This is a genomic window from Arthrobacter sp. NPDC057259, from assembly GCF_042668995.1.
Classification (GTDB): Bacteria; Actinomycetota; Actinomycetes; order Actinomycetales; family Micrococcaceae; genus Arthrobacter.
On record NZ_JBHUYA010000003.1, the window covers coordinates 194,734 to 215,841 of the forward strand.

The window sequence follows — 21,108 nt, forward strand, 5'->3', positions numbered from 1 at the left end:
TGGTCCGCGTGCCCGGACGTGGACTGGGTTTCCTTCATCGGCCCGCCCCCGCCGTGGCTTCGGATGCCGCCGGTTCCGGCGAACGGGTGGGGGTGCCCAGGCCCAGGTTTTCCCGGAGCGTGGATCCCGCATAGTCGGTAGGGTATACCCCGCGGTCCTGAAGCGCCGGCACCAGGTGGTTGACGATGTCGTCGAGGCCGGAGGGGATGAGCCACGGCGAGATGTTGAACCCGTCGACGGCGCCGGTGCGGGCGTACTCGGCCAGCCGGTCCGCGACCTCGGAGTAGGATCCGGTGAAGCTGGAGTCGCCGCGGCTGGTCTTGGCCGACACGAACTGGCGGATGGACAGTCCCTTGTCCCGCGCCTCGGCCCCCCACTGGTCCGCCAGCTGACGGGCCTTGGCGCCGTGGAAGCCGCTGCCGCGGGTTTCGGAGGTTTCCTCGACCACCGGGTCAATGTCGGGGAGGGGTCCGTCCGGGTCGTAGCCGGACAGCTCCCGGCCCCAGAACTGTTCGAGGTACGCGATGGCCTGCTGCGGCCCGATCTGCAGGTCCCGGACCCACTCCTTCTTCTCGATGGCCTCCCGCGGGGTGGCGGCGAGGATAAATTCACTGGCGGGCATGATTTTGACGTCGTTCGCGCCGCGGCCGGCCCGGACGGTGCGTTCGACGATGTCCTTACGGAAGGCCAGGGCGTCGTCGAGCTGGGGGTGGGCAGAGAAAATGACGTCCGCCTGGCGGGCGGCGAAGTCGCGGCCCTCGGGGGAGTCGCCTGCCTGGAACAGCACCGGCCGGTATTGGGCGCTGCGCGGCAGCCGGGGCGTGACGTCAACGGAGTAATGCTTGCCGTCGTGGCGGACCCGGCGGACCGTTCCGTCCCCGTGGGAGTCCCAGATGCGCTTGGCGGTCTCGACGAACGCCTCGGCGTGCGTGTACCGGTCGGCGTGGTCGAGGTAGCCGCCGCGGCGGAAGTTGGCCCCGGTCCAGGCGTTGTCCGTGGTGACGATGTTCCAGGCGGCCCGGCCGGCGGAGAGCAGGTCCAGGCTGGAGAGCCGGTGGGCCAGGTCCGCGGGGTCGTTGTAGGTGGTGTTCTGGGTGGCGACGAGGCCGATGTGGGTGGTGATGGCGGCCAGCGCGGCCAGGGCGGTCTGCGCGTCGGGGCGGCCGGCGACGTCAAGGGCGTGGGGCCGGCCGAGGTGCTCGCGCAGCCGCAGGCCCTCGCCGAGGAAGAAGGCGGCAAAGAGCCCGCGCTCGGCCGTCTGCGCGACCCGGCGGAAGGATTCGAAGTCCGTCTGGGACCCCGAGGCCTCCGTTTTCCAGATGGTTCCGGAGTTGACGCCTTGGAAGAAGACGCCCAGCTGCAGTTGGCCGGAGGGAGTGAATTCGGTGGCCGGAACGGTGGGATGGCTCATGAGGTTGCTCCTTGGATTGCTGCGGCTGCGTAGCGGCTCGCGGGCCGGGACAGGCCCAGCCGGTCGCGGAACGTGGCGTCCGGGGTGGTGGGGGCCAGGAGGTCCCGGCGGCGCAGCCCGGGAAGGACCACCCGGCTGAGTTCTTCGACGTCGGTGTCCAGGACGGCGGGGTGGAGACGGATGCCGTCCGCGACGGTCAGCAGCTCGGCGAGCAGGCCGGTGAGTTCCGCTGCGGTGCCGGCAAAGCGTGCATGCGGGCTCACCCACGTGGCGTGTTCCTCCAGGGCGGCCAACCGCTCCGCCGCGGTTTGCCCCCGGGAATCCAGAATGACGTCGAGTTCGACGATCAGCGCCGGGCCGGCACCGCCGGACGGAAGCGATGCAGCCAGCCCTGCCCGGGTGGCGGAGACTTCGGAGGCGAGAAGTTCCGGCGTGGGAGCGGAAACCAAGAGGGCATCCGCGGCGCCGGTGGCGAGAGCCTCGGCCTCCAGCAGCCCTGCGGGAACCAGCACGGGAAGCTGGCCCTGGGGTGGGCGGGGGATGATCGAGGGCCCCTTGACCGAGTAGTTTTCGCCCTCGAAGTCGGCGTAGTGCAGCTTGTCGACGTCGAGGTACCGGCCGGTCGGGACGTCACGGATGACCGCATCGTCTTCCCACGAGTCCCAGAGCCTCCGCCCAACCTCGATGGCATCGGCGGCTTCCCGGGCAAGCCTGTCGCCGCTTACGGGCTCCCGTCCTACGGCCGCGGCGTCAGCGGCGTGTGGAGATGCGGTGACGAGCCATCCCGCTCGGCCGGCGCTGACGTAATCGAGACTGGCGAGCTGGGTGGCGATGTGGAAGGGCTCGGTGTAGACGGTGTCCACTTCAGGGATCAGGGCGAGGGACCGGGTGAGGGGACCGGCGAAGGCTGCGCGATGCAGGGCGTTGAGGCGCCCGATTTTTTCGGGCTCCCGGTCTTCCGGCAGTCCGGGGTCGGGGAAGGTCACGGCATGGAAGCCCGCCGATTCCGCGGCCTGGACGGCTTGGCGCAGGTAGCCCGGGGTCAGGGCTGCGGCGACGTTTGCGGCCGGTGCCCGGTCCGCGCCGGGGTGACTTCCGGGTCCGTCGATGTCCAGCAGCAGGAGGCCGCGGTTGCCTGGGTGGGTGGAGGAGTTGGAGGTCATGAAGCGGCCTGACGTTCGTAGGGAATCTTTTCGCCGGCTTCGACCGGAACGGGGAGGCGGTTCCCGGCCGGAGGCAGGGGGCAGGTTGCGAGGTCCGTATAGGCGCAGGGCAGGTTCACCGCCCGGTTGAAGTCGAGCAGGACCGTCCCATCGGCGCCGGGTGCCGGAACGGTGAGCGAGCGGTTGGCCCCGTAGGTGGTCTGGCCCGACGTCGCGTCGGTGAAGAGGACGGTCAGCGTTCCAGGGGTGTAGCCGTTGAAGGCGATGAGGCCCAGGTCCCGTCCGTGGAGGCGGAATCGGATCTCCCCGGGTGCCTCGTAGACGTGGTGGATGCCCTCGACGGCCGCGCCCACGGTGGTGGCGCGGGGTTCGGGAAAGGGAACGAAGACCCCGGAAACGGAATAGGCCGGGTCGGGGGCGTAGGCCGGCGTGCCGCGGTAGCGGGCCAGCAGGGGATTCAGCGGGTGCCGCGGCCGCACCACGTAGCGGCCGCCGCGCTTGGCGACTTCGATCACCGTGTGACCGGCCCCCGCGTCCGGGACGCGCAGGGACAGGCCGGCGCGCTCCGCGATCGGGCCCAGAACTGCCGTGGTTCCTTTCCCGTCCGGGTTCAGGTCCTGCCCATCGTGCAGGACGCGGTCGCCGGGTCCCAGGACGAGGCGGACGACGTCGTCGTCCACGCTCCATGTGCCGGGTGCGCCGTCCAAACGTGCCGGTGTCTGTTCCAGCCAGTGAAGGTGGGTGACGGCGAGGAAGCCGTGCGGGTCGGCCCGGTGACGTTCGTGGGCTGAATGCCAGTCCGCCCAGTCGGCGGCGAACGCTGCTGCATCCGTGTCGAAGGTGCGCTGGATCGGGGCGGGGCGATCAATGTGTGTAGACATGGGACCTCCTGTGGTTGCTGTGATCGGCAGTGACGCGGGCGGCGGCGTCGGGTTCGGTACCGCCTGATACCTGCGGGCGGTTCGCGTACGGGTCCCCGGCGGACCAGAGCGTGGTGGGTGCGGCCGCCCGGACAGCGGGAATGATGTCCAGGGCGAATCGCTCGAGAATCTCCAGCTGCTGTTCGAACGGCAGCGTGGTGGGCAGCGAGATTGACTGGAGATCGTGGCCGTAGAGCGCGTGGTAGCTGAGGATCTTGTCGATCACCTGCTCCGGGCTTCCCACCAGGGCCGGACCTTCGGCGACGGCGTGGTCGATGTCCCGGTAGGGGGAGTTGTTGCCGGGAACGTTCCTGCCCTTGGTGAGCGCCTCATAGACCGGTCCGAACTGCCGCTTGGCTTCCTGGGTGGTGTTGGCGATGAAGATGCCGCCCGCACCGGAGCCGGACCCCAAGTACTGGTGCCGGGGGTCGTGGCCGTGGCGTTCGTATTCTTCGCGGTAGTGGTCGATCAGGACCTTGTAGTTCTCCCGGGGCTGGATCGCGTTGGCGGTGAACAACGGGTCCCCCCACCGGGCTGCCAGCGCCGCGGATGCCAGGCTGGTGGCCGACCCGTGCCATACCCTGGGCGCGCCGGCGTAGGGACGCGGCGTGGTGGTGACCGGCTCTGCCAGCGCGGGCCGGAATCGTCCCGACCAGGTGACGTTCTCCTCGGTCCAGAGCCTGCGCAGGAGTCCGTATTTCTCGGCGAGCAACTCCCACTGGTCTGCGAGGTCCAGCCCGAAGAGCGGGTATTGGAGCACCTCGTTGCCTTTGCCGATGACCAGTTCCAGCCGTCCGCGGCTGAGCTGGTCGATGGTGGCGTAGTCCTCGGCCACCCGTACGGGGTCCAGGACCGACAGGACGGTCACGCCGCTCTGCAATCGGATCCGGGTCGTGACCGCGGCGATCGCCGCCAGGACGGTGGTGGGCGATGAGGAGATGAACTCGCCGGCGTGGCGCTCGCCGACTGAAAAGCTGTCGAAGCCGAGCTCTTCGGCCCGGCGTGCCGTGTCGATGACCTGGTTGAGCCGGTCCGCCGTGGAGACGATCCCGCCGGTGAGCGGGTTCTTCAGGTGCGGGATGATGTCGAGGACCTGGAATTTCATGGTGTTTTCCCTGCCGGCGCAGCCCCGAAGTTGGCCTCGGTAACGGTCTTGGACTCGGGAAGGGCTTCCTCAGTGAGTCCCCAGCGCTGTAGGACCTTGGCGTAGGAGCCATCCTTGATGACCGCGTTCAGCGCGTCCGTGATGGCGGGGGCCAGTCCGTTGCCCTTGAGCGTGGTGGCGGCGACCAGGGTTTCGGAGGGCCAGCCGGCATTGACCTTGCCGACCACCTTGAGATCGTCGCGGGTGTTTTCGCGGTAGGTCACGGATGGATACGGTGCGAGGTTCAGGTCGGTCCGTCCGGAAGAGAGCGCCAGGATGGTGTCGGCGTCGGAGGAGTAGTACTGCAGCACGGCCGGTGCCTTGCCCTTGGCTTCGAGCTCCTTGTTCCAGGCGAGGAGGATCTTTTCCTGGTTGGTTCCGGAGCCCACCGAAATTTTCAGGCCGGAGATGTCGTCCGATCCCTTGATGGTGTAGTTGGAGCTCTTCTTCGCCTCAAATCCCATGAACGCGGCGCGGTAGGTGGAGAAATCAAAGAGCTTTACCCTGGCGGCGTTGATGCCGACATTCGAAAACACGGCTTCGAAATCTCCGGACTGCGTCTTGAGCGGCCAGTTTTCCCATGAGGTGACCTGGACGTCGAGGGCGAGGCCCAGCTTGTCTGCGACGAGCTGGGCGAGGTCCACCTCGACGCCGATGGGCGTCTTGTCGTCCGTGGCGTGGAAGGACAGCGGGATGGAACCGGCCGTCGTGGCCACCGTGAGTTTGCCGTCCTTGCTGATCAGGGCGGGGACCTCGGCCGCCAGGGCAGGGTCCTTTTCGACGCGGATGCGTTGCTGGTCCGGTGAGGTGTTGTAGACGACGCCGTTGCGGGCGGGGGTGCTCTGCTGACCGCCGGGGGCGGCTGCGGCTCCCGGATCGGAGCAACCGGCCAAGGCCAGCGCGCCGGCGAGGGTGCCCAGCACGATGGCGGCCGGCAGCCTGGGGCCGGTGCGGGGCCGGGCGGGGACGAGGGAGGAGTGGGCCATGGGAGTGCTTCCTTAGATGTTGAAGGCGGGTTCGATCACCTTGGAGAAGAAGCTCCTGGTGCGTTCTTCGCGCGGGCTGGTGAAAATCTGCTGGGGTGTTCCGTGCTCGACGATCTGGCCCTGGTCCATGAAAACGACCGTGTCTGCCACATCGCGCGCGAAACCCATCTCGTGGGTGACGATCACGAGAGTGGTTCCGGAGGTGGCCAGTTCCCGGATGACGTCCAGGACTTCGTTGACCAGCTCCGGATCCAGCGCGGAGGTTGGCTCGTCGAAGAGCAGGATTTTAGGGTCGAGGGCCAGGGCCCGGGCGATGGCGACGCGTTGCTGCTGGCCGCCGGAGAGCTGCCGCGGGTAGGCGCCGGCCCGGTCTTTGAGCCCCACCCGGTCCAGGAGTTCCAGCCCCCGTTCCCGGGCGGCTGCCTTGGAGCGGCGCTGGGCGACGATGGGGGCTTCGATGACGTTCTCCAGGGCGGTCAGGTGCGGGAAGAGGTTGAAGTTCTGAAAGACCATCCCCACCTCGGTGCGCTGCTTGAGGATGTCTTTTTCGCGCAGTTCGTGCAGCCGTTGTCCGCGGACTGCATACCCGACCAGCTGGCCGTCAATGGCGATGTATCCGCCGTCGACCTTTTCGAGGTGGTTGATGGTGCGCAGCAGGGTCGACTTGCCGGAACCCGAAGGGCCGACGATGACGGCGACGCCGCCTGGTTCTACCGTCAGGCTGATGCCCTTCAGGACTTCCACCGCGCCGAAGCTCTTCCTGACGTCGGTGACTTCGATCAGGCCGCGGGTTACGGGCGGCACGGCCTCGAGTGCGGTGGTCATCGGTTTCCCTCCTTGGGGATGCGGTTGGCGGGGGGTGTGCAGCGACAGATACTTGCGTGCCCTCTGCAGCGGGGTCAGGGGCAGGGTGCGGACGGCGCCCTTCGCGTAATGCCGCTCGATGTAGTACTGGAAGACGCTGAGGACGGAGGTAATCACCACGTACCAGAGGGTGGCCACGAGCAGCAGCGGCAGGACCTGCTGGGTCCGGTTGTAGATGACCTGGACGGTGTAAAAAAGCTCCGAATAGGCCAGGACGTAGACGATCGAGGTGCCCTTGACCAGGCCGATGATCTCGTTGAAAGCCGTCGGCAGAATCGCCCGCATCGCCTGGGGCAGCACGATCCGGGTTGAACGGCGCCATGCCGGGATGCCCAGCGCGGCCGCTGCCTCCAGTTGGCCCTGGTCCACGGACAGGATGCCGCCCCGGATGATCTCGGCAGAGTAGGCCGCCTGGTTCAGCGTCAGACCGAGCACGGCCGCCGCGAACTGGCTGATCAGAGTGGTGGTCTGGGCTTCGAAGAAGCGGACGTCCGTAAAGGGAATGCCGAGGCTGATCTTTTCGTAGAGGTAGCCCAGGTTGTACCAAAGGAGCATCTGAACGAGCAGCGGTGTGGAGCGGAAGATCCAGGAGAACGTCCATGAGACCGAGACCAGCAGCGGGGATGCGGACAGGCGCATGAGGGCCAGGACGAAGCCCAGCACGAAGCCGAGGACGCCGGCGATGGCAGTGAGTTTGAGAGTCTCGACCAGTCCGTTGACGATCGACTGCGCGGTGAACCACTGCGCGACGACGCCCCATTCCCAGCGCGGGTTGGTGGCCAGAGACCACGCCACGCCGAGCACTCCAAGGGCAACGACGGCGGTGCCGACCCAGCGCCACGGGTGGCGGGCCGGGACAACCCGGTACCCGGTGTAGTCGGGGGCCTGGCCGGGCCGTGCCGCGGCGCTTCCGTGGTCCGAACGTCGGCCGGACGCCGCGGCAGTTGTTGCGGTGCGGGTTCCGGCGGCGGATACCTCTTCCGGGGGTGAAGCGGGGGCTGTCTTTCCGGGTGCAGACTGGGCCACCTCGGTTGCTGGAGAACTCACGGGACACCTCACTTTTCGGGTCGGTCGGGGGTTGAATTCCTGCAAATCTAGGGGCGTCGGATGAGGGCTTCAAGGCGCCCGGTTGCATTGCTTCACGGGGCTTCGCACGGCGTCACACGACGTTTCATTGCGCCGTTTTACGTCCCGTGACGCGCGGTGAACGGCGGTGACTCGCCCGTCGCCCCGGGCCCTTTCCGGTGCCTAGCATGAGGGCCACAACGAGTCCGAAGCAGGTCGTCCCGATCAGGAGTTCCGATGCCAGCGAATGTTCCCGCCGTGGTGATCATCGGCGGCGGTCCGCGCGCGGCCGGTGTCTTGGAACGGCTTGCGGTCAACCGTGCCGGGCTCTTCGCCGGCCGCTTCGACGTCCATGTCATCGAGCCCTACCAGCCGGGGTCCGGCAGGATCTGGCGCTACGACCAGCACCCCGGCCTGCGGCTCAACTCAACGGCGGCCGACGTCACGATGTTCACCGACTCCTCGGTGCAGTGCGAGGGGCCGGCGGCGCCCGGACCGGGGCTGGCCGAATGGGCCGCCGGCGTCCTGGACGGGAGCATCACCGACGTCCCGGCAATGGCACCGGCGTTGCACCGCCAGCTGAGGTCGTTGACTCCGGGCACCTTTCCCACCCGGCAGCTTCACAGCCAGTACCTGGAATGGTTCTTCCGCCGGGCGGTCTCCGCGCTCGGGACGGACGCCGCCGTCACGGTTCACCGGGACGTGGCGGTCAGCATCGACGCCAGGAGCGGCGAAGGCCATCGCGTCTCGCTTGCCGGCGGCGCCAAGATCGAGGCCGACGTCGTGCTCGCCGCCCTCGGCCACACCGACGCCGTTCCCGACGGGCAATCGGCGGCGTGGTCCGCGTTCGCTGTCCGCCACGGCGGTTTCCACGCACCCCCCAGCTACACCGCCGACGTCGACTACTCGCGCCTCGGCCAGGGACAGGACGTGATTGTGTCCGGCATGGGACTGGCCTTCGTCGACCTGCTGGTCCTGCTGACAGAGGGCCGCGGCGGACGGTTCGAGGACGTGCCCGGCGGCGGGCTGCGCTACCATCCCTCCGGCCGGGAACCCAGGTTCTGGGCCGGATCGAGGCGCGGAGTTCCCTACCACTCCAAGATTTCCACGACCCTGCGGGGGACTCCCGCCGGGGAGCTCCGGTTCCTCACCGCGGATGCCGTGGACGCGCTGCTGGCCGTCACGGAGGAACTCGACTTCTGGACCCAGCTCTGGCCGCTCATCGCCAAGGAGGCCGGCTACGCGTATTACCGTGAGCTGATTACCGGGTACCCCGAGCTGGTCAGCTCGGGGTGGGAGGACTTCGCGGCGCGCTATGCGGAGCTCGACTGGTACAGCCCGGAACGCATCGCCCTGGTCGCGCAGGCCGTGCCGGATGAGGGCCTTCACCTGGATTTCGAACGGTTGGACCGGCCCTTCGAGGGCCGCCGCTTCGCCTCGGACCGTGAGGTTCAGGCAGCCATGGCCGACTACATCGAGGCCGACCTGCGGCTCCGCACCGGCCCGGACCATTCCGAGACGCTCGCACTGTTCACCGCGCTGCTGAGAATCTACATGGACCTCGGCCGGCTGCTCCCGCCGGAGCGGCTGAACTCACGCTCCCAGCAAACCATCCACGGATGGTGGCACGGCTTCTTCAGTTTCGTGGACTCCGGTCCGCCGCCCCGGCGTCTACATGAGATCCTGGCGCTCCACCGGGCCGGTGTCCTGCAGTTCATCGGCCCCGGACTGGTGGTCTCCGCCGACGAGGCGACCGGTCAGTTCGAGGCCCGCTCGACCCAGTCCGGCATCACGGTCCGCGCCAGGGCCTTGGTGGAAGCCCGGCTGCCGCCACCCGCAGTGGCGGCGTCGGCGAATCCGTTGCTGCGGGCACTGCACCGCTCCGGACTTGGCACGGAACAACAACTGATCAGCGCGGACGGATTGAACTCCACCGGACGGCTGCTGATCTCGGCGCGCAACGAAGTGCTCAACACCGACGGCCTTGCCGTGCCGGGCCTCTTCGGCATCGGGCCCGGCACCTCCGGATGGGGCGCCGGGGCTTTCGCCCGGCCCGGCACCAATGCAGCCCCGTTCCGGGAAAACGACGCCGTCGCCCGCCGCATCCTTCACGCGCTGGCGGACAGTGCCGGCGCACGGCCGCTTGCGGCCGCGGCATCCACCCAAACAGCCACCGACCGCGGAAAGGACCAGCAATGACCCTGCCCACAGCCGCACCCGACCACCCAACACCTCCGGCGCCCTCCGCAGGGCCCGGAGCCACGGGGGAGTGGAGAGTGCTCGAGCTGCCCATGCACGACCACAGGGTCCAGCCCCTCCTCGAGGAACTGGCCGTCGAATACGACACCAGGTACGGGACGCTCTTTGGCCACAAAGCCGCGTCCGAGGAACTCAACCGGTACCCGGCCGAAGTGTTCGCGGCCCCCGAGGGGGCACTGCTCATCGTCCAGGAACGGGGCGAATCGATCGCCGGCGATGCCTTCCGGCGACACGATGCGGAAACGGCCGAATTCAAACGCATCTGGACCCATTCGGCCCACCGGCGCCGCGGCCTGGGCCGCTTCGTGCTGGACAGGCTGGAGACCCTCGCCGCGGAGCGCGGATACCGGTCGATCTACCTGACTACCGGTCCGCGGCAGCCCGAGGCGAAGCACCTCTACCTCAACACCGGCTACCGGCCCCAGTTTGACCTGAACGCCGACCCCGAAACCATCGGCGCCCTGGCCTTCACGAAGGACCTCCGGCAGGACCCTGAAGCCACCAGCCGCCGCCCACTGACCAAGGAGCAGCCATGACCGAACACTCGGACCTCAGCCCCCTCAGACTCCGATCGATCCTGGGGCACTTCGCCACGGGACTCACCGTGATCACCTCCCACACCGACGAGGGCCCGGCAGGGTTCACCTGCCAGTCGTTTTCGTCCCTATCGCTGGAACCGGCATTGGTGACCTTCAGCCCGTCTCGGACCTCCAGTACCTGGCCGCGGCTTCGCCAGGCCGGGCAGTTCACCATCAACATCCTCCCCACCGAGCACCGGCACCTGGCCGCCCAGTTCGCGCGGTCCGGGACCGATAAATTCGAGGGCGTCGCCCACACGCCGTCGCCCTTGGGCCACCCCATCCTCGAGGACGCCCTGGCCTGGATTGACTGCGAGCTGTACCAGGAGCACGACGGTGGTGACCACACCATCGTCGTCGCCGCGATACGGGCCTTGGGCGCCCGATCGGACGGAGATCCATTGCTCTTCTTCAGGGGAGATTACGTCGGCCTGTCGGCGTGAGGGGAGTGCTCCGGAGGGTCGCCGCTTACCGCGAAGTTACCCTCGAAGCAACACGTTGCATGGGACGGCGTCACAAGCCGTCACCCGGGCTCTTCCGTCCTCCGCAGGTCTTGCTATCGTCGCAAGTACGAAGCCGGCCATTTGGCTAAGATAGCTGCCCCCGGCGCCTGGACGAAGGACCACCATGAAGCGCACACGAATTTCCCTCATCGGTCTGATCGCAGCTGCGGGGCTGGCGTTGGCCGGCTGCGGGTCTGCCTCCACGACCCCCGCAGGTTCGGCGCCGGCGGGCGGCGCTGACACCTCGTTGAGTGACGTCAAGAATGCCGGCGTGCTCAAGGTCGGCACCGAGGGCACGTACAAGCCCTTTACCTTCCATGCCAACGGCAACGGTGAGCTCACCGGCTACGACGTCGAGATCATCACCGCCGTCGCCGGCAAGCTTGGCGTCAAGCCGGCGTTCCAGGAGACGCAGTTCGACGCGATCTTCGCCGGCCTCGAAGCCAAGCGGTTCGACGTCGTCGCGAACCAGGTCTCGATCACGGACGAGCGCAAGGCAAAGTACGAATTCTCGACCCCGTACACGGTGAGCACCGGCGTCATCGTCACCAAGTCCGACAATTCCAGCATCACCTCCTTCGACGGGCTCAAGGGCAAAACCACGGCCCAGTCGCTGACCAGCAACTGGTACAAGCTGGCCCAGCAGAGCGGCGCCAACGTGCAGTCGGTGGAGGGTTGGGCGCAGGCGATCACCCTGCTGAAGCAGGGCCGCGTCGACGCGACCATCAACGACAAGCTGACCTACCTGGACCAGCAGAAGACGGCCAAGGACGACGGCATCAAGATCGCGGCCGAGACCACCGATAAGTCCCTGAGCGCGTTCGCCTTCCGCAAGGGCTCCAGCAGCCTCACCGAAGCCGTCAACAAGGCCCTGTCCGAGCTCCAGGCCGACGGGACCCTGACGAAGATCTCACAGAAGTACTTCGACGCCGACGTCACCAAGTAACGGCATGGGTACCCTCGGCGTAGATCGGGTCAGGCCATGACTGTGAACTGGGAGCTGGTCTGGAGTTCGCTCGGACCGATCCTCATGGGCGCCGTCACCGGAACAATCCCGGTGGCGCTGGCCTCGTTCGGCCTGGGCCTGGTGCTGGCCCTGCTGGTCGCCTTGATGAGGCTCAGCCGCAACGTGGTCCTCTCATCGATCGCCCGCGTCTACATTTCGGTGATCCGCGGGACCCCGCTGCTGGTCCAGCTCTTCGTCATTTTCTACGGACTGCCGTCCGTCGGCATCACCATCAGTCCCTGGCCCAGCGCAATCATCGCCTTCTCCCTCAACGTGGGCGGCTACGCGGCGGAGGTCATCCGGGCTGCCATCCTGTCCGTGCCGAAGGGACAGTGGGAGGCCGGTCACACGATCGGCATGTCCCGCCGGCAGGCCCTGGTGCGGATCATCCTGCCGCAGGCGGCAAGGGTCTCGGTCCCGCCCCTGTCCAATACCTTCATCAGCCTGATCAAAGACACCTCCCTGGCGTCGTTGATCCTGGTGACGGAGCTGTTCCGGCAGGCGCAGCAGGTGGCGGCCTTCAGCCAGGAGTTCATGCTGCTGTACCTGGAAGCCGCCGTGATCTACTGGGTCATCTGCCTTGTCCTCGCCGGCGGACAGTCGGCCCTCGAGAAGAGATTGGACCGCTATGTCGCCCACTGAATCCGCACTCCCGGACGACGGCGCCCTCCTGGCGGTCCGCGGACTCCGCAAAGCCTTCGGCCAGCACGAGGTGCTGAAATCCATTGATCTCACCGTGCGCCGCGGTGAAGTCGTCACGCTGATCGGGCCCTCCGGGTCGGGGAAGACCACCGTGCTGCGCTCCCTCAACGGCCTGGAAATCCCCGACGCCGGGGTCGTGGAGTTCGCCGGCGGTTTGAGTGTGGATTTCTCCGCCCCTGTTTCCAAGAAACAGCTGGCGGCGGTGCGGGATCGAAGCGCGATGGTGTTTCAGCATTACAACCTCTTCCCGCACAAGACCACCCTTGAAAACGTGATCGAGGGCCCGGTCCAGGTTCAGAAGAAGCCCAAGGCCCAAGCGGTTCAGGAGGCGCGGGAACTCCTTGCCCGCGTCGGGCTCGCGGACAAGGAAAACAGCTACCCCTTTGAGCTGTCGGGCGGCCAGCAGCAGCGGGTCGGCATCGTCCGCGCCCTGGCCCTCCGCCCGCAGCTGCTGTTGTTTGACGAGCCGACGTCGGCCCTGGACCCGGAACTGGTCGGCGACGTCCTGACCGTCATTAAGGAACTGGCGGACGAGGGATGGACCATGGTGGTGGTCACCCACGAACTGGCCTTCGCCCGGGAAGTTGCCGACGAGGTGATCTTCATGGAGGGTGGCGTCGTCGTGGAACGGGGACACCCCGACACGGTGTTGCGGGATCCCCGCGAGGAACGTACCCGGCAGTTCGTTAACCGGCTCCTGAACCCGTTTTAGGCCCGGCCGGAGACCGGGTCACGGCGAGGATCATGCCGATGCCGGCGAGGGAGGACACCATCGCGGAACCGCCGTAGGAGATGAACGGCAGCGGCACGCCGATCACCGGGAGCAGGCCGCTGACCATGGCGATGTTGATGACGGCCTGGCCGATGATCCAGGTGACGACGCTGCAGGAGAGCGCCCGGGCGAAGGTCCCCTCGGTCCGGGCGATGGTCTTGAAGATGGCGACGGCGAGCACGGCGAAAAGTGCCAGCACCAGCAGGGTGCCGGCGAATCCGAGTTCCTCACCCAGGATGGTGAAGATGAAGTCGTTGTGCGCCTCCGGGATCCAATTCCACTTTTGCCGGCTCTGGCCCAGCCCGGTGCCGAACCAGCTCCCGGAGGCCAGGGCGTACTGGCCGTTCAGCGCCTGATACCCGAGGCCCTGGGAATCGTCGGCGGAGCCGCCGCCCAGCCAGGAGGAGATCCGCCCCATGCGGTTGCCGCTGGTGGCGGCGAGGATCAGCGCCGCGAAGGCGGAGATAGACCCCGTCACCGAGATCACCTTCATGGGCACCCCGCCGTAGAACAGCGTGGCAGCCAGGATGAGCATGACGATCATGGTGGTGCCGAGGTCGTGGCCCAGCGCGACGAGTCCCATAATGATGCCTCCCACGGGCAGTAGGGGGACGACGGCGTGTTTCCACTGGCCGAGGAGCTTCTGCTTCCGGGTCAGGATGTCCGCGGCCCAGACGATGAGGGCGAGCTTGGCGAATTCGGACGGCTGCGCGGTGAACCCGCCCACGCTGAGCCAGTTGCGGTTGCCGTTGACCGTCATGCCCAGCGGGGTGAAGACCAGGACAAGGGAAACGACGGCGGTGATCAGCATGGGCCAGGCCAGCCTCCGGATGTGCTGCTCCCTGAGCCCGGCCAGGAAGAGCATGAGCACGATCCCGGCCACGGTCCACATGCCCTGTTTCAGCGGCAGGTCGTAGGGGTTCGCGCCGGCGGCGACGGATTCCACGGAGGAGGCGGAGGCCACCTCCACCAAACCGATGGCGGCAAGCGTCAGCACCACGGCCAGGATGATGGGCCGTTGCCGATCCGAGGGGTCATCCCCGATCCAGGTACGGATCCGGCCGGGTTCCCGCCGCGCGCGGGCCGGCCGCGGGTGGGGTGTCCTGATGAGGGTGCCCATCGCTGTTCTCCTTGATTCATGCCGGCCGTGCGGGGTGTCTGCGGCGTCCGGCGCGTGAGCTCACGGAAGCCGGGCAGGAACGGCAGACTATCCGGCAGCCGCCGTCCGCGATGGCGTACACGCCGTAAAACGGCTAACTCCCGGGCAATTCACTGCCGGGCACGGCGACTCACTGCAGGAACGGCGACGCCGCCTACACCAGCGGCCAGGGGTACCGCATGCCGGTGCGGTCCACCGGCAGGGACCCGGCCAGCATCATCCGCTGGACGCGTCGCTGCAGGGCGGTGACCTCGTCGTCGTCCAGTAGTTCCGCCAGCTCCGCGGGGACCGCCTCGGCCAGCGGGGCGATGTCCGCCAGCAGCTCCTCCGGGATGGGTTCGCCGGCGAAGTCCCAGATCACCGTGCGGAGCTTGAACACGGCGGAGAAGCAGAGCCCGTGGTCGATGCCCCAGATGCGGCCGTCGTCGCCTCGGAGTACGTGGCCGCTCTTGCGGTCCGTGTTGTTGGCAACGAAGTCGAACAGGGCCATCCGGGACAGCTCGGGATGCGTCTCCGGGGCGTCCTCGAACAGGGTGAAGTAATGGTGCTGGAAGTCGCACTCGATGAACCATTGCAGCGAGCCGACGCCCAGGGGTGCGTCCTCCCGGATTACGGTGTGCGGGATGAAACCCCAGCCCAGCCACTCGCTCAGCAGGTAGGCGGCGCGCTCCCGCTTGTAGAGCCCGGGGGCAAAGTCGGAGAGCGGCCGCTCGCCGGACTCCGGCTTGTACACCGCGAAGCCCACGTCCTCGCCGAGGGACACCTGCACCAGGAAGGTCTGGTTGCTGCTGCGCGGGATGACCCCCACGAGCTCGATGCTGCCCTCGGTCAGCAGGGTCACTTCGCGGCCGGCCACGGATCCACCCGTCGAGAAGCGGTCATTCCGGCCTCAGCCCGCTGAGCGGCTCCGCCGTCGAATTCACCATCAGCACCGCCGGGTCCTGCCCGTCCGTGTAGGAGATCGCCGACACCGACCCCGGGCTGATGTAGATGCGCTGGAACAAATCCAGCGGGGTACCCAGGGCATGGGCGACGGCGGCCTTGATGGGGTCTGCGTGCGAGAAGCAGACCACCACCCCGCCGGCGTGGGCGTCCCGGGCCCGCTCCATCGCCCCGACAATCCGGGCCTGCATCTCCGGGAAGCTCTCGCCGTCCGGGAAACGGAACTGCGACGGGCTGTGCTGCACGGTCTGCCACTCCGGCAGGGCCGCCAGGTCCGAGATGGCCGAGCCGGTCCAGCCGCCGAAGTCGCACTCCAGCAGCCCCTCCTCGGCGGTGACGGCCAGGCCGGTCCGCGCCGCCGTCGGCGCCGCCGTTTCCTGCGCCCGTTCCATCGGCGAGGAGTAGAGGGCGTCCACCCGCAGCCCGGCGAGCCGTTCCGCGACGCGTTCGGCCTGCTCCCTGCCGCGGTCAGAGAGGTGCAGTCCCGGCGCCCGGCCGGGAAGGACGCTGCCGGTGGTGGGCGTCTGTCCGTGCCGTACCAGCAGCAGGAGCGTCGCCGGGCGCGCCGGTGCCGGGGGAACGGGGGCGTTGTCTGCTGTTGCGGTAGCCATCGCTACCAACCCTAACTTCCCGGCCCGAGGAAGCGCCGAGGTTTCTCAGGAAATCCCTCGATTACGCCCCGGGTGCAGGTCTACGGTGGAGGAGTGAGTGAACGCCCCGAGATCTACACCGTTGGTGAACTGCGCGCCTCCGGCCACGTCCAGAAGGACCTGCGCCGCGAGATCCGCGACAACCTGCTGGCAGCGCTCGCCGCCGGCCGCGATCCCTGGCCCGGCATGTTCGGGTTCAGCCGCACCGTCCTGCCGCAGCTCGAACGCGCCCTGCTGGCCGGGCACGACGTCGTCCTCCTCGGCGAACGCGGCCAGGGCAAGACCCGCCTGCTGCGCACCCTGGCGGGGCTGCTGGACGAGTGGTCGCCGGTGATCGAGGATTCCGAACTGAACGAACACCCCTACGAGCCCATTACCGAGCACTCCCGCGCCCTGGCGCTCACCGAGGGGGACCGGCTGCGGGTGGCGTGGCGGCACCGGTCGGAGCGGTACGTGGAGAAGCTCGCGACGCCGGACACCTCCGTGGCGGACCTGATCGGCGACGTCGACCCGATGCGGGTGGCCGAGGGCCGCCGCCTGGGCGACCCGGAAACCATCCACTACGGCCTGATCCCGCGCTCGAACCGCGGCATTATCGCCATCAACGAACTCCCCGACCTGGCCGAACGGATCCAGGTGTCCATGCTCAACGTGATGGAGGAACGGGACATCCAGATCCGCGGCTACGTGCTCCGGCTGCCGCTGGACGTGCTGGTGGTGGCCTCCGCCAACCCGGAGGACTACACCAACCGCGGCCGCATCATCACCCCGCTGCGGGACCGCTTCGGCGCCGAAATCCGTACCCACTACCCGATCGAACTCGAGGACGAGGTGGCCGTGATCGAACAGGAGGGCCACCTGGTGGCGGCCGTCCCGCCGGTCATCCTGGAGATCCTGGCCCGCTACACCCGGGCGCTGCGGGAGTCCCCGGCGGTCAATCAGACCTCCGGGGTTTCGGCCCGGTTCGCGATCGCCGGCGCCGAGACCGTGGCCGCCGCGGCGCTGCGCCGGGCCAGCGTGCGCGGCGAGGACAACGCGGTCGCCCGGATCATCGACCTGGAGGCGGCCGTGGACGTGCTGGCCGGGAAGATCGAGTTTGAGTCCGGCGAGGAAGGCCGGGAGCAGGACATCCTGGACCACCTGCTGCGGATGGCCACGGCGGAGACGGTCCGGGCGCATCTGCACGGCATTGACCTCGGCCCGCTGGTCTCCGCCCTGGACGGGTCCTCCACGGTCACCACCGGGCAACTGGTCACCGCCCGCGAATTCCTCGAGGGCCTGCCCTCGCTCAACGGCTCGCGGCTTTACGACGAGGTGGGTGAGCGGCTGGGCGCAGAGAACGACGGCCAGCGCGCCGCCGCCGTCGAACTGGCCCTGGAGGGCCTCTACCTCGCCCGCCGGATCTCCAAGGACTCCGACGACGAGGAAACCATTTACGGGTAGCTCCGTCCTGACACGGGAGACCAGATGAGTGCTCACAACCGGTCCCGGTACGGCCGCTACAGCGGCGGGCCGGATCCGCTGGCGCCCCCGGTGGACCTGACCGAGGCCCTGGACGCCGTCGCCGAGGACGTCATGGCCGGGTACTCGCCCCGGCGGGCCCTGCAGGAGTACCTGCGCCGCGGCGGCAGGAGCCGGGACGGCCTGGACGATCTCGCCGGCCGGATCCAGCAGCGGCGCAAGGACCTGCTGGGCCGGCACAAGCTGGACGGGACGCTGGAGGAGGTCCGCAAGCTGCTGGAGACCGCGGTGCTGGAGGAGCGCAAGCAGCTGGCCCGTGACGTCCGGATGGACGACACGGACCGGGCTTTCCGCGACATGCAGATGCAGAACCTGCCCAAATCCACGGCCGCCGCCGTCAACGAGCTCTCCTCCTACGACTGGCAGTCCAGCACCGCGCGGGAAGCCTACGAACAGATCAAGGACCTGCTGGGACGGGAGGTGCTGGAGCAACGCTTCGCCGGGATGAAGCAGGCGCTCGAGGGCGCCACGGACGAGGACCGGGCCGCCGTCGCCGCCATGCTGGGCGACCTGAACGAACTCCTGGACAAGCACCGCCGCGGCGAGGACACGGACCAGGACTTCCAGGACTTCATGGCCAAGCACGGTGACTTCTTCCCGGAGAGCCCGCAATCCGTCGAGGAACTGATCGACGCGCTCGCCCAGCGTGCTGCCGCCGCGCAGCGGATGATGCGCTCCATGACCGCCGAGCAGCGCGCCGAACTGATGCAGCTCTCCGCCCAGGCCTTCGGCTCCCCGGAGTTAATGGCACAGCTGGACCAACTCGACGCGAACCTGCAGGCGCTGCGTCCCGGCGAGGACTGGTCCGGGTCCGAGCGCTTCGAGGGCGAGGAGGGACTGGGGCTCGGCGACGGGACCGGGGTGCTGCAGGACCTTGCCGAGCTGGACGAACTGGCCGACCAGCTTTCCCAGTCCTACAGCGGTTCCAGCCTGGACGACGTGGACCTGGACGCCCTGGCCCGGCAGCTGGGGCAGGACGCCGCCGTGTCCGCCCGGACGCTGGCGGAGATCGAAAAGGCCATGCACGACGGCGGCTTCCTGCGCCGCGGCGCCGACGGTGACCTCAGCCTCTCGCCGCAGGCGATGCGCCGGCTGGGCCGTTCGCTGCTGCGGGACACCGCCAAGCAGCTCTCCGGCCGGCAAGGCCGCCGGGAAACCAGGGCAGCCGGTGCCGCGGGGGAGCAGACCGGGTCCAGCCGGCCCTGGCAGTTCGGCGACGCCGAGCCGTGGGACGTCACCCGGACCATCACCAACGCGATCCGCCGCACGATCGGCGACGGCGGCGACCCGCGCCACGGGCTGCACCTGGCCGTTGACGACATTGAGGTCATCGAGACCGAGGCCCGCACCCAGGCCGCGGTCGCCCTTCTGGTGGATGTTTCCTTCTCGATGGCCGCGGAGGGCCGCTGGGTACCGATGAAGCGCACCGCCCTGGCCCTCCACCACCTGGTTTCCACCCGGTTCCGCGGCGACCGGCTGCAGCTGATCAGCTTCGGCCGGTACGCCCAAACCATGGACATCGGCGAGCTCACCGCCCTGCCGGCGGTGCGCGAACAGGGCACCAACCTGCACCACGGGCTGCTGCTGGCCGGCCGGTTCTTCCGCAAGCACCCCTCCATGCAGCCGGTGCTGCTGGTGGTCACCGACGGCGAGCCCACCGCCCACCTGGAGGCCGACGGCGAGTCCTGGTTCAACTGGCCGCCGGACGCTGAAACCATCCGGCTGACCGTGGCGGAGCTGGACCGGCTGGGCCGCGCCGGTGTCCAGGCGACGTTCTTCCGGCTGGGCGACGACCCCGGACTGGAACGGTTCGTGGCCCGGATGGCCCGCCGGGTGGAGGGCCGCGTGGTGGCGCCGGACACCGGGGACCTGGGCGCCGCCGTCGTCGGCGAATACCTCCGCGCCCACTTCCGCGGCCGGGCGTTCGGCGAGGAGGACTGGGCAGGGTAGGACCTCACTAAGCGGTGAAAGACATGACTTCCGACGATGTTGCAGGCGACCCGGCGCCACGGCGGGCGACGCCGGACGATGCCGCCGCCGTTGCCAGGCTGCTCCATGACTTCAATACCGAGTTCTCGACGCCGACGCCCGGCACCCAGGAGCTGGAATCGCGATTGACGCAACTGCTGACGGGCGACGATGTAGTGATCCTGCTGACCGGCGAGCCAGCAAGTGGGGTTGCTGTGCTGAGTTTTCGGCCTAACGTCTGGTACCGGGGGCCGGTCGCGATCCTCGACGAGCTTTACGTCCGCCCTGAGCTCCGTGGCCACCGCATGGGCAGCGCACTCCTGGACGCGGCCCTGGATCTGGTGCGGGGCCGGGGCGGCGAACTCCTTGAGATCAACGTGGACGGCGAGGACACCGATGCGCGCCGTTTCTACGAGGCCCGCGGGTTCACCAACACGGAAGCGGGCCGGGCAGACCCAATGCTTTACTACTATCGCGAGCTTTGAAGCGGAAGAGGGGTCCTGAATGGCGGTCATGCCAAGCGCCACGCTGGAAGTGGATGCCGCCGTCGTCCGTTCCCTGCTCCGCGCCCAGCGTCCAGACCTCGCCGACCTCTCCTTGGTCCGGAACGCCCATGGCTGGGATAACGTGACGTTCCGCCTCGGGGACGATCTGGCCGTCCGATTGCCCCGCCGTGCCGAAGCCGTGCCGCTGATCCTGCATGAGCAGCTGTACCTGCCCGGTATCGCCAAGCGATCGCCGGTTCCGGTGCCTTTCCCGGTCCACGTTGGCCAGCCGACGGCTGACTTTCCGTGGCCGTGGAGCGTCGTGCGGTGGATTCCCGGTGCCCCGGCGGCCGATGCCGGGGCAGCTGATCGCGGACCGGCCGCCGCTGGCCTTGCCGCGTTCCTGCGGTCCCTCCATATTCCGGCCGGCGCCGGAGTCCCGGTGAACCCCGTCCGCGGTGTGCCGCTGATGCACCGCGATACGGCGGTTCGCGAGCGGCTCCGGGACAGGGAACGCTATCCCCGGGCCGCGGAACTGGAGGCAGTCTGGGCAGCGGCCTGCGAGGCCAGCGCATGGGACGGTCCCGCGATGATGCTGCACGGCGACCTTCACCCGGCCAACATCCTCCTTGATGCTTCCGGCTCGCTGGCCGGCGTGATCGATTTTGGCGATGTCGGCGCCGGGGATCCGGCCGTGGATCTTGCCGCCGGGTGGTTGATGTTCGACGCCGGCGCCCGTCGGCGCTTCCGTGAGGCCCTTGGCCCGTCCGCTGACGAGGAAACGTGGACGCGGGCGCGTGGCTGGGCCCTAGTGCTATCCACTGCCATGGTCACCACGTCGGACGACAATCCGCGCATGTTCTCCGTGGGGGCCTTCGGGATCGGACAGGTCCTGGACGGCTGATTCTGTAGGGCCAAGCTCGGAGCCAGAATTGGGTTGCCGGCTGATGCCGGAGAATTATCCGCCCCTTCCTGTCGGATCGGGGCAAAGTGGTTCGTAGTAAGGGTGA

19 protein-coding genes and 1 pseudogene are annotated in these 21,108 nt (G+C 68.3%); 10 read left to right on the forward strand and 10 right to left on the reverse strand.

Annotation, left to right across the window (positions count from 1 at the left end):
* Nucleotides 1-34: 34 nt before the first annotated feature.
* The 7 genes and pseudogenes from ACFUCU_RS06810 to ACFUCU_RS06840 form a co-directional block, all read right to left on the reverse strand.
* Nucleotides 35-1,411, reverse strand: coding sequence for an NtaA/DmoA family FMN-dependent monooxygenase (locus ACFUCU_RS06810; RefSeq protein ID WP_377971593.1), 1,377 nt, complete (start codon nt 1,409-1,411; stop codon nt 35-37).
* On the reverse strand, nt 1,408-2,574 hold the full coding sequence (locus tag ACFUCU_RS06815; protein ID WP_377971595.1) for an LLM class flavin-dependent oxidoreductase: 1,167 nt from the start codon (nt 2,572-2,574) through the stop codon (nt 1,408-1,410). The genes ACFUCU_RS06810 and ACFUCU_RS06815 overlap by 4 nt, the downstream gene beginning before the upstream one ends.
* Entirely contained in the window at nt 2,571-3,455 is an 885-nt protein-coding gene (locus tag ACFUCU_RS06820) for a DUF1684 domain-containing protein (RefSeq protein ID WP_377971597.1), read from the reverse strand. Before ACFUCU_RS06820 ends, ACFUCU_RS06815 begins: the two co-directional genes overlap by 4 nt.
* Complete coding sequence (locus ACFUCU_RS06825; RefSeq protein WP_377971598.1) at nt 3,439-4,599, reverse strand: LLM class flavin-dependent oxidoreductase; 1,161 nt, start codon at nt 4,597-4,599, stop codon at nt 3,439-3,441. Before ACFUCU_RS06825 ends, ACFUCU_RS06820 begins: the two co-directional genes overlap by 17 nt.
* Complete coding sequence (locus tag ACFUCU_RS06830; protein ID WP_377971600.1) at nt 4,596-5,624, reverse strand: ABC transporter substrate-binding protein; 1,029 nt, start codon at nt 5,622-5,624, stop codon at nt 4,596-4,598. Before ACFUCU_RS06830 ends, ACFUCU_RS06825 begins: the two co-directional genes overlap by 4 nt.
* A 12-nt stretch (nt 5,625-5,636) precedes the next feature.
* Entirely contained in the window at nt 5,637-6,449 is an 813-nt protein-coding gene (locus ACFUCU_RS06835) for an amino acid ABC transporter ATP-binding protein (protein WP_377971824.1), read from the reverse strand.
* Nucleotides 6,450-6,470: 21 nt separating this feature from the next.
* Nucleotides 6,471-7,514: pseudogene (locus ACFUCU_RS06840) on the reverse strand (amino acid ABC transporter permease); the annotation flags it as partial.
* A gap of 276 nt (nt 7,515-7,790) precedes the next feature.
* Between ACFUCU_RS06840 and ACFUCU_RS06845 the strand changes: the two are divergent.
* The 6 genes from ACFUCU_RS06845 to ACFUCU_RS06870 all read left to right on the forward strand — a co-directional run bounded on the left by ACFUCU_RS06845 (nt 7,791) and on the right by ACFUCU_RS06870 (nt 13,313).
* Entirely contained in the window at nt 7,791-9,752 is a 1,962-nt protein-coding gene (locus ACFUCU_RS06845) for an FAD/NAD(P)-binding protein (protein WP_377971602.1), read from the forward strand.
* 92 nt (nt 9,753-9,844) lie between these two features.
* The gene (locus ACFUCU_RS06850; RefSeq protein ID WP_377971826.1) at nt 9,845-10,348 is read left to right on the forward strand and encodes a GNAT family N-acetyltransferase; all 504 of its coding nucleotides are present in this window, start codon (nt 9,845-9,847) and stop codon (nt 10,346-10,348) included.
* Nucleotides 10,345-10,833 (forward strand): flavin reductase family protein, encoded by a 489-nt coding sequence (locus ACFUCU_RS06855; RefSeq protein WP_377971604.1) that lies wholly within the window; start codon nt 10,345-10,347, stop codon nt 10,831-10,833. The genes ACFUCU_RS06850 and ACFUCU_RS06855 overlap by 4 nt, the downstream gene beginning before the upstream one ends.
* A 184-nt stretch (nt 10,834-11,017) precedes the next feature.
* A complete protein-coding gene (locus ACFUCU_RS06860) occupies nt 11,018-11,839 on the forward strand; it encodes an amino acid ABC transporter substrate-binding protein (RefSeq protein ID WP_377971606.1) in 822 nt (273 codons plus the stop codon).
* 36 nt (nt 11,840-11,875) lie between these two features.
* On the forward strand, nt 11,876-12,541 hold the full coding sequence (locus ACFUCU_RS06865) for an amino acid ABC transporter permease (protein WP_377971608.1): 666 nt from the start codon (nt 11,876-11,878) through the stop codon (nt 12,539-12,541).
* Complete coding sequence (locus ACFUCU_RS06870) at nt 12,528-13,313, forward strand: amino acid ABC transporter ATP-binding protein (RefSeq protein ID WP_377971610.1); 786 nt, start codon at nt 12,528-12,530, stop codon at nt 13,311-13,313. Before ACFUCU_RS06865 ends, ACFUCU_RS06870 begins: the two co-directional genes overlap by 14 nt.
* On the opposite strand, the gene ftsW is transcribed toward ACFUCU_RS06870, so the two are convergent.
* The 3 genes from ftsW to ACFUCU_RS06885 all read right to left on the reverse strand — a co-directional run bounded on the left by ftsW (nt 13,288) and on the right by ACFUCU_RS06885 (nt 16,085).
* The gene (gene ftsW / locus ACFUCU_RS06875) at nt 13,288-14,493 is read right to left on the reverse strand and encodes a putative lipid II flippase FtsW (RefSeq protein ID WP_377971612.1); all 1,206 of its coding nucleotides are present in this window, start codon (nt 14,491-14,493) and stop codon (nt 13,288-13,290) included. The genes ACFUCU_RS06870 and ftsW overlap by 26 nt on opposite strands.
* A 193-nt stretch (nt 14,494-14,686) precedes the next feature.
* Complete coding sequence (locus tag ACFUCU_RS06880; protein WP_377971613.1) at nt 14,687-15,388, reverse strand: SCO1664 family protein; 702 nt, start codon at nt 15,386-15,388, stop codon at nt 14,687-14,689.
* A 22-nt stretch (nt 15,389-15,410) separates the two neighbouring features.
* Nucleotides 15,411-16,085: an MSMEG_4193 family putative phosphomutase gene (locus tag ACFUCU_RS06885; protein ID WP_364134173.1), complete on the reverse strand. Its 675-nt coding sequence runs from the start codon at nt 16,083-16,085 to the stop codon at nt 15,411-15,413.
* 93 nt (nt 16,086-16,178) lie between these two features.
* On the opposite strand from ACFUCU_RS06885, the gene ACFUCU_RS06890 reads away from it, so the two are divergent.
* From ACFUCU_RS06890 to ACFUCU_RS06905, 4 genes are read left to right on the forward strand one after another with little or no spacing between them, the layout of a single operon-like run.
* Nucleotides 16,179-17,567 carry a sigma 54-interacting transcriptional regulator gene (locus tag ACFUCU_RS06890; RefSeq protein ID WP_377971615.1) on the forward strand — a complete coding sequence of 463 codons (1,389 nt, stop codon included), beginning with the start codon at nt 16,179-16,181 and terminating at the stop codon, nt 17,565-17,567.
* A gap of 24 nt (nt 17,568-17,591) precedes the next feature.
* Complete coding sequence (locus ACFUCU_RS06895; protein WP_377971617.1) at nt 17,592-19,595, forward strand: VWA domain-containing protein; 2,004 nt, start codon at nt 17,592-17,594, stop codon at nt 19,593-19,595.
* Nucleotides 19,596-19,618: 23 nt separating this feature from the next.
* Entirely contained in the window at nt 19,619-20,098 is a 480-nt protein-coding gene (locus ACFUCU_RS06900; protein ID WP_377971619.1) for a GNAT family N-acetyltransferase, read from the forward strand.
* 19 nt (nt 20,099-20,117) lie between these two features.
* Entirely contained in the window at nt 20,118-21,002 is an 885-nt protein-coding gene (locus ACFUCU_RS06905; protein ID WP_377971621.1) for an aminoglycoside phosphotransferase family protein, read from the forward strand.
* The last annotated feature ends 106 nt before the right edge of the window (nt 21,003-21,108 follow it).

Coding starts and splice junctions, on each gene's coding strand:
- ACFUCU_RS06810 (WP_377971593.1), bottom strand. CDS start 1,411: ATGAGCCATCCCACCGTTCCGGCCACCGAATTCACTCCCTCCGGCCAA.
- ACFUCU_RS06815 (WP_377971595.1), bottom strand. CDS start 2,574: ATGACCTCCAACTCCTCCACCCACCCAGGCAACCGCGGCCTCCTGCTG.
- ACFUCU_RS06820 (WP_377971597.1), bottom strand. CDS start 3,455: ATGTCTACACACATTGATCGCCCCGCCCCGATCCAGCGCACCTTCGAC.
- ACFUCU_RS06825 (WP_377971598.1), bottom strand. CDS start 4,599: ATGAAATTCCAGGTCCTCGACATCATCCCGCACCTGAAGAACCCGCTC.
- ACFUCU_RS06830 (WP_377971600.1), bottom strand. CDS start 5,624: ATGGCCCACTCCTCCCTCGTCCCCGCCCGGCCCCGCACCGGCCCCAGG.
- ACFUCU_RS06835 (WP_377971824.1), bottom strand. CDS start 6,449: ATGACCACCGCACTCGAGGCCGTGCCGCCCGTAACCCGCGGCCTGATC.
- ACFUCU_RS06845 (WP_377971602.1), top strand. CDS start 7,791: ATGCCAGCGAATGTTCCCGCCGTGGTGATCATCGGCGGCGGTCCGCGC.
- ACFUCU_RS06850 (WP_377971826.1), top strand. CDS start 9,845: ATGCACGACCACAGGGTCCAGCCCCTCCTCGAGGAACTGGCCGTCGAA.
- ACFUCU_RS06855 (WP_377971604.1), top strand. CDS start 10,345: ATGACCGAACACTCGGACCTCAGCCCCCTCAGACTCCGATCGATCCTG.
- ACFUCU_RS06860 (WP_377971606.1), top strand. CDS start 11,018: ATGAAGCGCACACGAATTTCCCTCATCGGTCTGATCGCAGCTGCGGGG.
- ACFUCU_RS06865 (WP_377971608.1), top strand. CDS start 11,876: ATGACTGTGAACTGGGAGCTGGTCTGGAGTTCGCTCGGACCGATCCTC.
- ACFUCU_RS06870 (WP_377971610.1), top strand. CDS start 12,528: ATGTCGCCCACTGAATCCGCACTCCCGGACGACGGCGCCCTCCTGGCG.
- ftsW (WP_377971612.1), bottom strand. CDS start 14,493: ATGGGCACCCTCATCAGGACACCCCACCCGCGGCCGGCCCGCGCGCGG.
- ACFUCU_RS06885 (WP_364134173.1), bottom strand. CDS start 16,085: ATGGCTACCGCAACAGCAGACAACGCCCCCGTTCCCCCGGCACCGGCG.
- ACFUCU_RS06895 (WP_377971617.1), top strand. CDS start 17,592: ATGAGTGCTCACAACCGGTCCCGGTACGGCCGCTACAGCGGCGGGCCG.
- ACFUCU_RS06900 (WP_377971619.1), top strand. CDS start 19,619: ATGACTTCCGACGATGTTGCAGGCGACCCGGCGCCACGGCGGGCGACG.
- ACFUCU_RS06905 (WP_377971621.1), top strand. CDS start 20,118: ATGGCGGTCATGCCAAGCGCCACGCTGGAAGTGGATGCCGCCGTCGTC.